Here is a 14813-nt window from a genome sequence, read left to right on the forward strand (position 1 = left end):
TTTTCGTCCGGCATTCCTCCAGGCCGACGATCAGGGACCGTGATGGAGCGGCAACACGCTTGCCCATAACGCCCGGCGGCGGCTTGTGAGGGCCGGGACAGGGCATTAGATTAGCCAATTATCGCCGGCCACCATCATTGCGCAGCCTGATGCGCGCACCGGCTCCCGCGGCTCCGCCGTGGCACCACGAGAAGGGAACCCCATGTCGCTGACCGACCAATCCACTCGCATCCGCGCCGGCGAAGAACTTGACGCCGCCGTCATCGACCCGTACCTGAAAGCCCATATCCCCGGCCTCGAAGGCACCCCGAAGATCAGCCAGTTCCCCGGTGGCGCGTCCAACCTGACCTACCTGATCGAGTATCCGCGCCAGGAGTTCGTCCTGCGTCGCCCGCCATTCGGCCACAAGGCCAAGTCGGCCCACGACATGGGCCGCGAATACCGCATCCTGAACCAGTTGAACGCAGGCTTCCCCTACTGCCCGAAAGCCTACCTCTACTGCACCGACGAGTCGGTGATCGGCGCCGAGTTCTACGTCATGGAACGGGTCAAGGGCATCATCCTGCGCGCCGAACTGCCGCCTGAGCTGAATCTCGACGAACAACAGACCCGCAGCCTGTGCAAGAGCTTCATCGACAAGTTCGTCGAGCTGCACAACGTCGACTACGCCGCCTGCGGACTGGCCGACCTGGGCCGCCCGGACGGCTACGTGCAGCGCCAGATCGCCGGCTGGACCGACCGTTACGAGAAGGCCCTGACCCCCGACGCGCCGCTCTGGGAACCGGTCAAGGCCTGGCTCAAGGACAAGCAGCCGGCCGATCACCACAAGCCGGGCATCGTGCACAACGACTACCGCTTCGACAACGTGATCCTCGACCCGGACAACCCGATGCAGATCATCGGCGTGCTGGACTGGGAACTGGCCACCCTCGGCGATCCGCTGATGGACCTCGGCAACACCCTCGCCTACTGGGTGGAAGCCGGCGACCCGGCTCCGGTGCAACTGACCCGCCGCCAGCCCAGCCACCTGCCGGGCATGCTGACCCGCCGGGAGTTCGCCGACTACTACGCCGAGCGGGCCGGGATCCCGCCGATCGACAACCTGGACTTCTACTACACCTATGGCCTGTTCCGTCTTGCCGGCATCGTCCAGCAGATCTACTACCGCTACTACCACGGGCAGACCCAGGACAAGCGTTTCGCCCAGTTCGTGCAGATGAACAAGCTGCTGGAGCAGATGAGCCTGCAGGCCATCGAGCGCTCCCGCCTGTAACCGACCACTACAAGGGGATAGCCCATGTCCAAGACCCACCTGTTCGACCTCGACGGCAAGATCGCCTTCGTTTCCGGCGCCAGCCGCGGCATCGGCGAGGCGATAGCCAAGCTGCTGGCCCAGCAAGGCGCCCACGTGATCGTCTCGAGCCGCAAGATCGATGGCTGCCAGGCGGTCGCCGACGCGATCACCGCGGAGGGCGGCAAGGCCACCGCGATCGCCTGCCACATCGGCGAGATGGAGCAGATCCAGAACGTCTTCGCACAGATCCGCGAGCAGTTCGGCCGCCTCGACATCCTGGTCAACAACGCCGCCACCAACCCGCAGTTCTGCAACGTACTGGAAACCGACCTCGGCGCCTTCCAGAAGACCGTCGACGTCAACATCCGCGGCTACTACTTCATGTCCATCGAGGGCGGCAAGCTGATGAAGGAACACGGCGGCGGCAGCATCATCAACGTGGCCTCGATCAACGGCGTATCGCCCGGCGAGTTCCAGGGCATCTACTCGGTGACCAAGGCCGCCGTGATCAGCATGACCAAGGTCTTCGCCAAGGAATGCGCGCAGTTCGGCATCCGCTGCAACGCCCTCCTGCCAGGGTTGACCGACACCAAGTTCGCTTCGGCTCTGGTGAAGAACGACGCGATCCGCAACCTCGCCCTGCAGCGCATCCCGCTCAAGCGCGTGGCCGAGCCGAGCGAAATGGCAGGCGCCGTGCTCTACCTGGCTAGCGAAGCGTCCAGCTACACCACCGGCGTGGCGCTGAACGTCGACGGCGGCTTCCTTTCCTGACGGAACGGCGAACGCGCGAAGAGGGAGCCAGGGCTCCCTCTTTTCATTTCAGGATTGCCAATGCCTCGCACCAGCGCGGGACAGGCGCCCCACGGCTATTCACCTGCGCTCTCGGGTAGCCGGACTGAGTACCCCTCGCCGCTTCCGCTTCAATTGCCGACCCGCCAGCCACCGTTCACCGACACCACCGTTCCGGTGACGAACCCCGCCTCGGGCGAGGCCAGCCAGGCCACCGCAGCGGCGATGTCCTCGACCCGGCCGGTCCTGCCCAGCGGGGTCTCGCCGACGATGGCGGCGACCCGTTGCGGATCGAGGCCGCCGGGAAAGAACCGGGTGTCAGCGATGTAACCCGGCGCCACGCTGTTCACCGTGATCCCGCGCGAACCGAGTTCCCGCGCCAGGGCCACGCCGAAGCCATGCAGGCCGGCCTTGGCCGCCGCATAGCCCAGCGCACCGGGACTGCCGCTACCGGTCTGCGCAGCGATCGATCCGATATGGATGATCCGCCCGCCCTCTTCCGCGAAATGCGGCAACACCGCCAGCGACATGAGGAACGCACTTTTCAGGTTGCCGTCCAGCAGCGCATCCCATTCCCGCTCGGCCTCAGCCAGCGGAGTGGTGGCGGCGATCTTTCGGGTGAACCCGGCGTTGTTCACCAGCACGTCGAGCCCCTGGAAGGTGTCGCCAACCCAGGCGGCCACCGCCTCGACAGCTTCGCGGCGGGAAAGATCGGCGGCCATCCAGGGCACACCGCCCAACTCGGCGGTAGCGCGTTGCAGGCGCTGGGAATCACGGGCCACCAGGGCGATCCGATAACCCTGTTGCCGAAGGCGCCGGGCGATGGCCAGGCCGATGCCCGACGAGCCGCCGGTGACCAGGGCGGTACGGGGGATTGGAGAATGAGTGTGCATGACGGGCTTCCTCTGTGATGGATGGAACGCCTCGTCTGGCCAGAGCGAGCGTACGGATGGATTCTCGACGGATTCGCCGCGATATATCCAATACTGTCTTTCTTAACTCACCATATCCGGGAGATATCGCAATGGCCGACTTGCGCCAGTTCCGCCAGTTCGTCGCGGTTGCCGAGGAGCTGAGCTTCCGCCGCGCCGCTGAGCGCCTGCACATGGCCCAGCCACCGCTGACCACTGCGATCCGGCGGCTGGAAGAAGAAGTCGGCGCCAGCCTGCTGGAGCGTGACAACCGTATCCACCGCCTGACGCCGGCGGGCCGCGCGTTCCTCGACGAAGCCCGGCGCACCCTGGCCCAGGCCGAACGCACCCTGGCGGCCGCGCGCAGCGCCGCCAGCGGACGCAGAACGTTGCGCCTGGCGTTCGTCGACAGCACCATCAACATTCTGCTACCGCGCATACTCCAGGCATTCCGCCAACAGCATGGCGCGCTGGACTTCCAGCTCCAGGAAGACACCACCGCGGGGCAGCTGGAGGCGTTGCGCGAAGACCGCATCGATGCCGGCCTGATCGTCCTGCCGGTCGACCGCCAGCCCGGCCTGTACACACATCTACTGGTGGACGGCGACATGCGCGTGGCATTGCCCGAAGGGCATCGGCTGGCACGCCATGCGCGCCTGCGCCTGGAACAACTGGCCGGGGAACCCTGGCTGCTGTTCCCACGGCACTATGGGCCGGGCATGCACGACCTGATCGTCGCCGCCTGCGCGGCAGCCGGCTTCGTCCCGGAGGTGGTGCAGGAGGCGCGGCAGATGCAGACCATCGCCGGGCTGGTGGCCGGCGGCATCGGCGTCGCGCTAGTGCCTTCGCTGCTACAACCGTTGCGCCCGCCGGGGGTCACCTTTCGTCCCCTGCAAGGGCGGCGGGCGCGAATTCCCTATCGGCTGGCGCTGGCCTACCGCACGCCGTCGGAACTCATCGAACACTTTCGCGAAACCGCCCAGGCGATCGCCGCCGCCCCGGCTTTTCGCATGGCCTAGCGCCAGTCCCTGAGCGCCTCCTCGGCCGCCAGGTTCATCGGCTCGGCAAGCAGCCCGGCGACGCCGTAGTTCACCGCGAACACCGCCTTGTCCGCCATCGGCAGGAAAGTCACCCGCCCCGCCAGCGGCTCGAACAGGAACAGGTCGTGCTCGCCGGCCCGCAGCCAGCGCCAGAGATCGACCCCCAGCGGACTCTGCGACAAGCCCAGGCGGCGGCCCCGGGACTGCTGCTCGAGGGCCAGGAAGCGGCCGCTGAGCGCGTCGAGGCGATAGCCCGGCGCCAGACCGATCAACGCGGCCAGTCCCTTCCAGCGGAAAATCCGCGCGTCCAGTTGCCAGAGTTCGCCGTCCAGCACCACGCTGCGCTCGTTGGCGCCCTCCTGGATCAGCACCCGGTAGCGCTGCGGCCCTTCGGCCTGGAAGCTCAGGGTGGCCATCGGCTGCTCGGGCTTGAGCAGCGAATAGCTGCGCAGGTCCCAGGCGAGCACCAGCAACAGCCCCGCCACGGCGACGAAGGCCAAGCCGCAGGTGCCGCGCAGCCAGCCGAGGAACCAGGTGCGTTCGAAGAGGATGCGCACCGCGACCAGGGCGGCCAGCAAGGCCAGTAACGCGAATGCCCAGGCCAGACCGTCGTACTGCATGCAAGCGATTCCTTCTGCGTGAAATTGCGGGCATTATGCGCACCCCTCCTCCCGACGGCCAGCGAGGCCGTTTCCCGATTGGAAGCAGGTCCGGTTTTTCATGCCCTTCGAACTCGCGATAGACCCCAGCACCCTGATCATCCTGGCCGTGGTGGCCTTTCTCGCCGGCTTCATCGACGCCATCGCCGGCGGCGGCGGCCTGTTGACCATCCCTGCGCTGCTCACCGCCGGGGTCCCGCCGCACCTGGCGCTGGGTACCAACAAGCTGAGCTCGACCTTCGGTGCGGCGACCGCCAGCTACACCTTCTACCGGCGCAAGCTGTTCCATCCCGGGAAGTGGCGCAACGGCCTGCTCGCCACCGCGATCGGCGCCGCCATAGGCGCCTGGGCGGCTCACCTGCTGCCCGCCGAGTGGCTGAACCGGATGCTCCCGGTGGTGGTATTCACCTGCGGCCTCTACATGCTCTTCGGCGGCACGCCGAAAGCGCCGCTGGACGCCGATGCGCCGGTCGGACGCAAGCGCCAGTGGCCGCAGGGCCTCGCCCTGGGCTTCTACGACGGCGTGGCGGGACCGGGCACCGGAGCGTTCTGGACCGTCAGCTCGCTGCTCATGTACCCGCTGGACCTGGTCCGCGCCAGCGGTGTGGCGCGGAGCATGAACTTCGTCAGCAACATAGTGGCGCTGGCGGTGTTCGTCGCCTCCGGCCAGGTGATCTGGTTGCTCGGCCTGTGCATGGGTGCGTCGCTGATGGTCGGCGCCTATTTCGGCGCGCGCACCGCTATCGGCGGCGGGGCGAAGTTCATTCGCCCGGTGTTCATCCTGGTGGTCCTGGCGCTGACCGCGCGGCTAGCCTGGCAGCACTGGTTCAGCGGCGCCTGAGCGGCGCGCCAGGTACAGGTCGATCAGGTGCCGGGCGATCGAGCGCTGCGCCGGTAGCGGCGGCAAGGCATCGAGGGAGAACCACTGGGCGTCCTCGATCTCGTCTTCCTGCGGGACGATCTCGCCGGACACGTACTCGGCGTGGAAACCGAGCATCAGCGAATGCGGGAACGGCCAGTTCTGGCTGCCGATGTATTCGAGATTGGCGACCTCCACCCCGACCTCTTCGCGCACCTCGCGGACCACGCACTGCTCCACCGACTCGCCGGCCTCGACGAAGCCGGCCAGGGTACTGTAGACCCCCGGCACGAAGCGCGGCGAACGCGCCAGCAACACCTCGTCGCCCCGGGTCACCAGGACGATCATGCTCGGCGACAGGCGCGGGTACTGGTGCAGCCCGCACTGCGGACACTGCATCACCCGCTCGTGGTCCTGCGCCTGCATGCGTGTGCCGCAGTTGCCGCAGAACCGGTTGTGACGTGCCCAGATGCCGATCTGGCTGGCATAGCCGAGCATGCAGAACTGATCGAAATCGCCGTGCAGCATGAACTGCCGCAACGGCGCCCAGGCCATGCCCGGCAGCTCGATCGGCTCGTCCAGTTCCAGCACGTAGACCAGCTCGCCCTGCCAATGGCCGACCCCATGTTCGGCGAGCAGCGGGAGTTCCTGGCGCTTCAGCCATTCGCGGGGGAACAGCAGGCCGTTGTCGTCCTGGAGGAAGCGCTGCTGACAGTGCGCGAGCACCCAGCCGCCAACCTGGGCGGTAGCCGGCCGACCTGCCTGCCAGCGGAACTCGCCGACCATCAGGCGGCCACCGGCAGTCCGAGCGCCTTGACGCTGGCGCTGGCCAGGTCGAGGACGTCCGGCTGGCCCTGCGGACGCAGCACGGCACCGCCCTCGAGATAGTATTCGAGACTGGTCAGGGCGTCGGCGAGGGTTTCCAGCATCTGTTCCGAAGGCATCTGCGCGGTCTCGATCATGCGCTGCTGGATGTAGTCGGCGCAGCCGCCGACCAGCAGCGCGGCGCGCTCCTGACCGAGGAACCAGAGGCCGCCCCGGACCGCCTGCAGGCTGGCCGGGACGTTGGCCAGGTTGAGCTTGTCGCCATTGGATTCCAGGTACGCGGTGATCGCACGCTTGGCCAGGGCCAGGCCGGCCTTGGCCTCCTCGATCACCACGATGCGCGCCTCGGCCAACTGGTGCACGGCGAACGCATCGGCTTCTTGCCCGGGCTCCGCCGGAGTCGGCCGGGTGATGCGGCGCTCGCCGCGCTCGAGGTTGCCGACCATGCTTTCCACGTAGAGCACCGCATCGGCCAGGCGCAGCAACGCCGGCGGCGAATCGGCGACGCCGCTGGCAGCCCAGGCGGCCACGGTGGGTAGCTGGGTCTGCAGGGCGGTGCCGGCCGAGTTCAGGCCGACCATGCCGAGGGTCTTGCTCAGCTTGCCCAGTTGCGCATGCAGGTTGGTCAGGCTGTCCGGCTGGGCCACGCCGCGCTCGATCAGGTCGAGCATGTCCTTGACCCCGGCGAGTTCCTCGCGGATCGCCGTGGACAGCGAACGCATCACCGACTGGCCGGGGCCGGACAGGCGCTGCGATTCCTCTTCCAGCAGGTGGTCGGTGAACGGCAGCGGCGCCAGCCCATGCAATTCGCGGACCTCGCGCGAACGCGGGCCCTGGCCGTCGGACAGCGCCACCAGGTAGAGCAGTTCCTTGAGCAGATGGCGCGGCGCCTCGTAGGCCGGGCCGATCAGCAATTGCTTGAGCTCGCGGTCGATGCGCGAGAACAGTTGCTTGCGCGACTTGCGCGGCAACAGTTGGCCATCGACGATCGACTCGATCGCCGCGGCGCCGATCCAGCACAGCCGCGAACGGGCCACCCCGCCGTGCAGGCTGTCGAGGCGCGCCAGCGCGCGGCCCATCAGCTTGAGGCTGGGATAGAGGTTCTGTTCGCGGATCAGGCCGAGCAGGCCGATCTGGTACATGTGGCGCATCCGCCGGCTTTCCTCGCCCAGTTCGGCTTCGGAAGGCAGGTGGTCGATGGCGGTGCTCGGCGGCCGCGGGATATCCAGGCGGGCGCTGAAGAAGAAGCTTTCCGGCAGCGCCGGCTGCCCTGCGGCACAGCGCACTTCGTTGATCGCCGGCAAGAGCAGCTCGGGGATCTCCTGGCGATTGGCCTCGACGTTCTCCAGGTAGCGGCGCAGCACGTACAGGGCGTTGCCCAGGGCTGCCAGCTGGCCGTCGCGCTCCTCGCTGACGCCGGTGGGAATGTCGGTCGCCAGCTGCAGGGCTTCCTGGGCCAGCAGCTCGGCGCCGGCCAGCTCGATCAGGTTGAGGGTGCCGCGGATCTGTTGCAGGCATTCGACGGCGTGCTGCAGCAGGCTGCCGTTCTGCCGCTCGGCAATGAACTGCTCAAGACCCTGTTCGGCCTGTTCCATGGTGGCGAACAACTCGTCGCGCACCAGACTGAGGGACGTGGCTCCTGTGACCATCGGCCTAGTGCGCCTCCCGCGCAAGAATATACAACGGCATCAATCAGCGAATTCCGGCTTCTGCTTGGCCATATGCGCGGCCATCGCCACCCGCAGGTCGGCGGACTGGAGCATGGCGGCGTTCCAGGTAGCGACGTACTCGAGGCCGTCGTCGACCCGATGGTCGCGCATATAGCGGATCATTTCCTTGGTACCACGGATGGCGATCGGCGACTTCGCGGCGATCTGCCGCGCCAGTTCGAAGACCCCATCCATCAATGCGGCCTGGTCCGCGTAGGTACGATTGACCAGGCCGATGCTCCGTGCCTCTTCGCCGTCGACCATGCGCCCGGTGTAGGCCAGCTCGCGCATCATGCCATCGCCGATGATCCGCGGCAGGCGCTGCAGGGTGCCGACGTCGGCGGCCATGCCGATGTCGATCTCCTTGATCGAGAACTGCGCGTCGGCGGTCGAGTAGCGCATGTCGCAGGCCGAGACCAGGTCGATGGCGCCGCCCAGGCAGTAGCCCTGGATCGCCGCGAGCACCGGCTTGCGGCAGTTGTCGACCGCGTTGAACGAGGCCTGCAGCTCGAGGATCTTGCGACGCAGGGCGTCGGCGTTGCGGCCGACGTCCTTGCCCAGTTGGCTGCCGACCTGGGCCAGCAGCATCAGGTCGATCCCCGAGGAAAAATGCTTGCCCGCCCCGGACAGCACGACCACCCGCACTTCGTCGGTATCGTCGACCCAGCGGAAGATCTCGATGATCTCGCGCCAGAAGTCCTGGTTCATGGCATTGATCTTGTCCGGACGGTTGATCTGGACGTGGGCGATCTTGTCTGCCAGCTCCACACGGAATGCGTTGTACTCGGTCACGGCGATAGTCCTCGGCAGAGCAACTGCGCTGTCAGAACGCAGAGATTTTTGTTGTGCGGAAAATCCCGCAACTATAACAAGGGCGAGCCAAATGTCGATGCTGCACTATGTGATGCACGGCACGCCCATTGATACCGCAATCTCTTCGATGATTGCGCTAAACGCTTGATCCAACGAAAGTCCTGCTGGCATTTTCAGTCTTTTCCTTGCCGTGGAGTCCATCGTGAGCAGTCCCCTGAGCCAGGCTTTCGCACAGAACTTCCTCGGGCATTCGCCGCGCTGGTACAAGCTGACGGTGCTCGCCTTCCTCTTGCTCAATCCCCTGCTGCTATGGCTGGCCGGGCCGGTGACAAGCGCCTGGGTGCTGGTCGGCGAGTTCATCTTCACCCTGGCCATGGCGCTGAAATGCTATCCGCTGCAGCCGGGCGGCCTGCTGGTGCTGGAGGCGCTGTTGCTCGGCCTGGCTACCCCCGAGGCGCTCTATGCGGAGTTGCAGCACAACTTCCCGGTGCTCCTGCTGCTGATGTTCATGGTCGCCGGCATCTACTTCATGAAGGACCTGCTGCTCCTGCTGTTTTCCCGCCTGCTGCTCGGCGTGCGCTCGAAGGCCCTGCTATCGCTCCTGTTCTGCCTGCTGGCCGCCCTCCTCTCGGCCTTCCTCGACGCCCTCACCGTGACCGCCGTGGTGATCAGCGTGGCGGTGGCATTCTTCGCCGTGTACCACCGGGTCGCTTCGGGGCAGCGCGCCAGCGAGGACTACGATCCCGCCACCGACCGCCAGGTCCCGGAGCTGCACCGGGCCCATCTCGAAGAATTCCGCGCCTTCCTCCGCAGCCTGCTCATGCACGCGGCGGTCGGCACCGCACTGGGCGGCGTCTGCACCCTGGTGGGAGAACCGCAGAACCTGCTGATCGGCCACGAGGCCGGCTGGCATTTCGTCGAGTTCTTCCGCCAGGTCGCGCCGGTATCCATGCCGGTACTGGCGGCCGGCCTGCTGACCTGCGTGCTGCTGGAGAAGAGCCGCCGCTTCGGCTATGGCGCCCAGTTGCCGACGGCGGTGCGCCAGGTGCTCGCCGAGTACGCCGCCAGCGAAAGCCGCAAACGCGGAGCGCAGCAGAAGGCCGCGCTGCTGGTGCAGGCCCTGGCGGCGCTGGTACTGATCGTCGGGCTGGCCCTGCATGTCGCCGAGGTCGGCCTGATCGGCCTGTTGGTGATCGTGCTGATCACTGCCTTCACCGGCGTCACCGACGAACACCAGATCGGCCGCGCCTTCCAGGAAGCCCTGCCGTTCACTGCGCTGCTGGTGGTGTTCTTCGCGGTGGTCGCGGTGATCCACCAGCAGCACCTGTTCACCCCGATCATCCAGGCGGTGCTGGCGCTGCCGGCGGAACGCCAGCCGGGCATGCTGTTCATCGCCAACGGCCTGCTCTCGGCGATCAGCGACAACGTATTCGTCGCCACCATCTACATCACCGAGGTGAAACAGGCGCTGGATGCCGGCCACATGAGCCGCGAGCATTTCGATACCCTGGCGGTGGCGATCAATACCGGCACCAACCTGCCCAGCGTAGCGACGCCCAACGGCCAGGCGGCGTTCCTCTTCCTGCTGACCTCCTCCATCGCCCCGCTGGTGCGCCTGTCGTACGGCCGCATGGTCTGGATGGCGCTACCCTACACCCTGGTGATGGGCGGCCTGGGCTGGTGGGCGGTCAGTCATTGGCTTTGAGCGTCGGCACTCCGTTGACCTGGTTGCGCCATTGCCGCCAGGTGTACATCGGGATACCGGCCATCAGCACCAGGAAACCCCAGAAGATCGCCTGCTGGCCGGTGCCATACAGCGCCCATAGCGAGTAGGCGAAGCCCAGCGAGCCGATCACCAGCAATTGCCGGCGTGAACGCGGCGAGAACTCGTCCGGTCGCACCGCCAGCAGTTGCAACAGCGCGGCGGTGCAGAACGCGTAGGGGACCACCCCGGTCATGGTGCCGAGCAGGATGATCACGTTGAACACATCGACCAGGTCGCCATGCCCGTCGACCATCACCAGCGCCGTCACCAGCAGCCCCGAGGCCAGCAGGCCGTGGGCCGGCGCGCCGTTCTTGTTGAGCTGGCCGAGCGACTCCGGGAACAGCCCGTCGCGCGCCGGAGCCACCGGGATCTGTCCCTGCAACAGGACCCAGCCATTGAGCGCGCCCAGGCAGGCGATCACCGCCCCGGCAGCCACCAGGTAGTAGCTCCAGTCGCCCATCAGGATCCGCGCCGCGTCGGCGAACGGCGAGGTGGAGCGGGCCAGCACCTCCGGCGGCATCAGGCCCTGCACCGCAGTGATCGAGAGGATGTAGAGGGCCGCCGCGGCCAGCGTGCCGAACAGGGTCGCGCGGGGAATGGTGCGGCGCGGATCCTCGACGTCGTCGGCCGGCACGGTGGCCGACTCCAGGCCGATGAACGACCACAGGGTCAGCGCCGCGGTGGTGGCGATCGCCTGGGCATAGCCCATGTTCGGCAGCTCGCTGCGCGCCGGGATCGCCAGGTGCTCGGGATTGAAGTGGAACCAGCCGAGGATACCGACCAGCAACAACGGCAGCAGCTTGAGGATGGTCAGCAGGTTCTGCACCACGCTGAAGGTGCCGATGCCTCGCAGGTTGATCAGGGTGCACAGCCAGATCGCGGCGATGGCCACGCAGACCATCAACAGCGGATCCGCCAGCGCCGGGATGAACACCCGCAGGTAGCCGACCAGGGTCACGGCAATCGCCGCGTTGCCGATCCAGGCGGCTTTCCAGTAGGTCCAGGCGCACAGGTAGCCGGCGAAGCTGCCGAAACCGTCGCGGGTATAGGCGTAGGGGCCGCCGGCGCCGGGGTTGACCCGCGCCAGGCGGGCGAAGGTCAGCGCCAGCAGCACCGCGCCGGTGCTCGACACCAGCCAGCCGAACAGGCTGAGCCCGCCGAACGCCGCCAGGCTGGAGGGAAGCAGGAAGACTCCCGAACCGACCATGTTGCCGATCACCAGCGCGCTGCAGGTCCAGAACCCCATGCCGCGCTTGCCGGCCTTCTCTCCCCCCGCCATCGACACCCCTTAGCCTGTCGGCCTCATTCTTTTATGCATTCAACGGTATAGCAGCGCCCGGACGGTCCGTCCTGATGCTGCAGGCCGTGCACATCGGAGTCGAAACCAGGGAAGGCGCGCTCGAAGGTCCGCGCGAACTCGAGATAGTCGAGGATCGAGCGGGTCGCCTCGGTGAAGCGCTCACCCGGCATGATCAGCGGGATACCCGGCGGATAGGGTACCAGCATGACGGCAGCGATGCGCCCTTCCAACCCAGCGATCGGTACCGCCTCGACCTCGCCGCGCACCAGCTTGTCGTAGGCCTCGGACGGCCGCATCGCGACCTCCGGCAGCACCGTGTACATGCGCTTCATGGCCTTCGCCGTGGCGTTGTCGCGGTAGCTGGCGTGCATGGCGTCGCTGAGGTCGCGCAGGCCCACGCCGTTGTAGCGCTTGCCGCCGGCCTGGGCCACGGAGGGCAAGACGTCGAGCAGCGGCAGGTTGGCGTCGTAACAGCGCTTGAATTCGAGCAGTTCGGTGACCAGGGTGCTCCACTTGCCCTTGGTGATGCCCATCGAGAACAGCACCAGGAAGGAGTAGAGACCGGTTTTCTCCACCACCAGCCCGCGCTCCCAGAGGAAGCGGCTGACGATGGCGGCCGGAATCCCCTGCTCGCTGAGCTTGCCGCCGGCGCTCAGGCCCGGGGTGGTCAGGGTGACCTTGATCGGATCGAGCAGCACGTAGTCTTCGGCGATATCGCCGAAGCCGTGCCAGTCGGCGCTCGGCTCCAGCACCCAGTCATGGGTGCCGACCTGATCGGTGCCCTCCACCTGCTCCGGCTGCCAGACGCCGAACCACCAGTCGTTCCGGTCCAGGTTCTGCCGTACGTTGGCCAGGGCCCGGCGGAAGCTGAGGGCCTCGTCGAAGGTTTCCTGGATCAGCGAACGCCCGGCGGGCCCTTCCATCATCGCCGAAGCCACGTCCAGCGAAGCGATGATGCCGTACTGCGGCGAGGTCGAGATGTGCATCATGAAGGCTTCGTTGAAGCGCGCCACGTCCAGCTTCCGGGTCCCGCCATCCTGCACGTGGATCATCGAGGCCTGGCTGAAGGCGGCGAGCATCTTGTGCGTGGAATGGGTGGCGAACACCAGGGGTCCCTCCTCGCTGCGCGAGGTGCCCATGCCATAGCGTCCGTCGTAGAACTCGTGGAACGCGGCATAGGCGTACCAGGCCTCGTCGAAGTGCAACACTTCGACGCTGTCGCCGAGGGTCTGCTTGATCAGCTCGGCGTTGTAGCACAGGCCGTCGTAGGTGGAGTTGGTCACCACCGCCAGCTTCACCTTCGGCTCGCGACCGCGCGCCAGCGGACTGGCGGCGATCTTCGCGGCAATCGACTCCTTGCTGAATTCGCTCAGCGGGATCGGCCCGATGATTCCCAGTTCGTTGCGTTCCGGAGTGAGGTAGAGCGGTATCGCCCCGGTCATGATGATCGAGTGGAGGATCGACTTGTGGCAGTTGCGGTCCACCAGCACCAGGTCTTCGCGACCGACCATGGAATGCCAGACGATCTTGTTCGCGGTGGAAGTGCCATTGATCACGAAGAAGGTATGGTCGGCGCCGAAATTGCGCGCGGCACGGTCCTCGGCCTCGGCCAGGGGGCCGGTATGGTCGAGCAGCGAGCCCAGCTCGGGGACCGAGACCGACAGGTCGGAACGCAGCGTGTTCTCCCCGAAGAACTGGTGGAACGCCTGTCCCACCGGACTCTTGCGATAGGCGACACCGCCGCCGTGGCCCGGCGTATGCCAGGAATAGTTGGACTGCGCGGTGTGCTCGACCAGCGCACGGAAGAATGGCGGCAGCAGCCCGGCCAGGTAGTTGCGCGCCGCCCGGGCGACCTGGCGGGCGAGGAACGGCACGGTGTCTTCGAACAGGTAGAGGATGCCGCGCAACTGGTGCAGGTCGGCCATGGACTCGGCCGGCGCGTTCTCGATGGTCACCTGCTCGCCGAGGGCGAAGATCGGCAATTGCGGCGCCCGCACGCGGGCCACGCGGATCAGTTCGACCACATCCTGCAGCAGGCGCTGGTTTTCCCCGGCACCTTCGGCGGCGACCAGGATGCAGGCCAGGCCGTGGTGGGTGGAAGCGACGATGCGCCCCTCGGCGGAGCTGGCGGTGGAGAGAATGCTGAAGCCGTCCTGCTCCAGTTCGTGGGCGATGCCCCGCACGCGTTCGCCGGCAACGGTGTCGGCCTTGATGTCGCGATGGACGATGAGGACGGGAAATTTGAGGTCTTTATACATTGTTGATCCCGAGCAGCAGGCGGGCGAACCCCGCCGGTCGGCTCAGGGTAGAGACTTGCCGGCACGCGCGTAACCCCCGGCGGCTTGCCCTTGTAAGAAAAGGTCGCGGCAACACAAGTCGGCGCGCCGCGCTTGCCTCCGCTCCCGCCAGCGAGGAGCATGGACCTCTCTGCCCTGCTACGGAGCGACAACGATGCGCAGCGCTTATCGGATCGTCAGCGATCACTATGCGGCCTCTAGCCGTGGGGACCTCGCCGGAATGCTGGCGGACATGGACGAACGCACCGAATGGACGGAAATGGCCGGTTTCCCGCTGGCCGGCACCTATGTCGGCGCGGCCGCCATCGGCGCCGGTGTGTTCCAGGCCTTGCAGCGGGACTGGGAGGGCTTCAGGGTCGAGATCGAGCGCCTGATCGACGGCGGCGACAGCGTGGTCGCCGTCGGTCGATATGCAGCGACCCACCGTCGCAGCGGCAAGTCGTTCGAAGCGCGCGTGGCACACGTATGGACGGTGGAGGACGGCAGGATCCGCCGTTTCGAGCAGTTCTGCGACACCTTGCTGGTGGAGCGGGCGACGCGCTGAACGCGGCG

The 14813-nt window shown here is 66.8% G+C and carries 13 protein-coding genes; 6 read left to right on the forward strand and 7 right to left on the reverse strand.

The genetic code is table 11. The annotated features are described in order from the left end of the window. Positions 1-202: 202 nt before the first annotated feature. Positions 203-1273 (forward strand): phosphotransferase family protein, encoded by a 1071-nt coding sequence (locus tag VQ067_RS16730; RefSeq protein ID WP_003087989.1) that lies wholly within the window; start codon positions 203-205, stop codon positions 1271-1273. A gap of 24 nt (positions 1274-1297) precedes the next feature. Beyond that, positions 1298-2065 carry an SDR family oxidoreductase gene (locus tag VQ067_RS16735; protein WP_003087987.1) on the forward strand — a complete coding sequence of 256 codons (768 nt, stop codon included), beginning with the start codon at positions 1298-1300 and terminating at the stop codon, positions 2063-2065. Positions 2066-2214: 149 nt separating this feature from the next. On the opposite strand, the gene VQ067_RS16740 is transcribed toward VQ067_RS16735, so the two are convergent. After that, positions 2215-2976 (reverse strand): SDR family NAD(P)-dependent oxidoreductase, encoded by a 762-nt coding sequence (locus tag VQ067_RS16740; RefSeq protein ID WP_033990390.1) that lies wholly within the window; start codon positions 2974-2976, stop codon positions 2215-2217. 131 nt (positions 2977-3107) lie between these two features. On the opposite strand from VQ067_RS16740, the gene VQ067_RS16745 reads away from it, so the two are divergent. After that, positions 3108-4013: a LysR family transcriptional regulator gene (locus tag VQ067_RS16745; protein WP_033990387.1), complete on the forward strand. Its 906-nt coding sequence runs from the start codon at positions 3108-3110 to the stop codon at positions 4011-4013. Here VQ067_RS16745 and VQ067_RS16750 read toward each other — a convergent pair. Beyond that, entirely contained in the window at positions 4010-4654 is a 645-nt protein-coding gene (locus VQ067_RS16750) for a hypothetical protein (RefSeq protein ID WP_021264648.1), read from the reverse strand. The genes VQ067_RS16745 and VQ067_RS16750 overlap by 4 nt on opposite strands. A 100-nt stretch (positions 4655-4754) precedes the next feature. Between VQ067_RS16750 and VQ067_RS16755 the strand changes: the two genes are divergently transcribed. Next, complete coding sequence (locus VQ067_RS16755) at positions 4755-5534, forward strand: TSUP family transporter (RefSeq protein WP_015503102.1); 780 nt, start codon at positions 4755-4757, stop codon at positions 5532-5534. Here the strand turns inward: VQ067_RS16755 and nudC are convergent. The 3 genes from nudC to VQ067_RS16770 are packed head-to-tail and all read right to left on the reverse strand — an operon-like array spanning position 5502 to position 8878. Beyond that, positions 5502-6338: an NAD(+) diphosphatase gene (nudC, locus tag VQ067_RS16760; protein WP_317951586.1), complete on the reverse strand. Its 837-nt coding sequence runs from the start codon at positions 6336-6338 to the stop codon at positions 5502-5504. The genes VQ067_RS16755 and nudC overlap by 33 nt on opposite strands. Continuing rightward, positions 6338-8026 (reverse strand): type IV pilus/biofilm regulator FimL, encoded by a 1689-nt coding sequence (gene fimL / locus VQ067_RS16765; RefSeq protein WP_003087974.1) that lies wholly within the window; start codon positions 8024-8026, stop codon positions 6338-6340. Before fimL ends, nudC begins: the two co-directional genes overlap by 1 nt. Positions 8027-8065: 39 nt before the next feature. Next, complete coding sequence (locus VQ067_RS16770) at positions 8066-8878, reverse strand: crotonase/enoyl-CoA hydratase family protein (RefSeq protein ID WP_003087972.1); 813 nt, start codon at positions 8876-8878, stop codon at positions 8066-8068. A 223-nt stretch (positions 8879-9101) separates the two neighbouring features. On the opposite strand from VQ067_RS16770, the gene nhaB reads away from it, so the two are divergent. After that, complete coding sequence (gene nhaB, locus VQ067_RS16775; RefSeq protein WP_033990385.1) at positions 9102-10604, forward strand: sodium/proton antiporter NhaB; 1503 nt, start codon at positions 9102-9104, stop codon at positions 10602-10604. On the opposite strand, the gene VQ067_RS16780 is transcribed toward nhaB, so the two are convergent. Next, positions 10588-11943 (reverse strand): amino acid permease, encoded by a 1356-nt coding sequence (locus tag VQ067_RS16780; protein ID WP_033990384.1) that lies wholly within the window; start codon positions 11941-11943, stop codon positions 10588-10590. The genes nhaB and VQ067_RS16780 overlap by 17 nt on opposite strands. 23 nt (positions 11944-11966) lie before the next feature. After that, the gene (gene ldcA / locus VQ067_RS16785) at positions 11967-14222 is read right to left on the reverse strand and encodes a lysine-specific pyridoxal 5'-phosphate-dependent carboxylase LdcA (protein ID WP_033990382.1); all 2256 of its coding nucleotides are present in this window, start codon (positions 14220-14222) and stop codon (positions 11967-11969) included. 193 nt (positions 14223-14415) lie between these two features. On the opposite strand from ldcA, the gene VQ067_RS16790 reads away from it, so the two are divergent. Further along, on the forward strand, positions 14416-14805 hold the full coding sequence (locus VQ067_RS16790; RefSeq protein WP_003132809.1) for a nuclear transport factor 2 family protein: 390 nt from the start codon (positions 14416-14418) through the stop codon (positions 14803-14805). Positions 14806-14813 lie beyond the last annotated feature (8 nt).

The organism is Pseudomonas sp. KBN12P06040, from assembly GCF_037574965.1.
Taxonomy (GTDB): Bacteria; Pseudomonadota; Gammaproteobacteria; order Pseudomonadales; family Pseudomonadaceae; genus Pseudomonas; species Pseudomonas aeruginosa.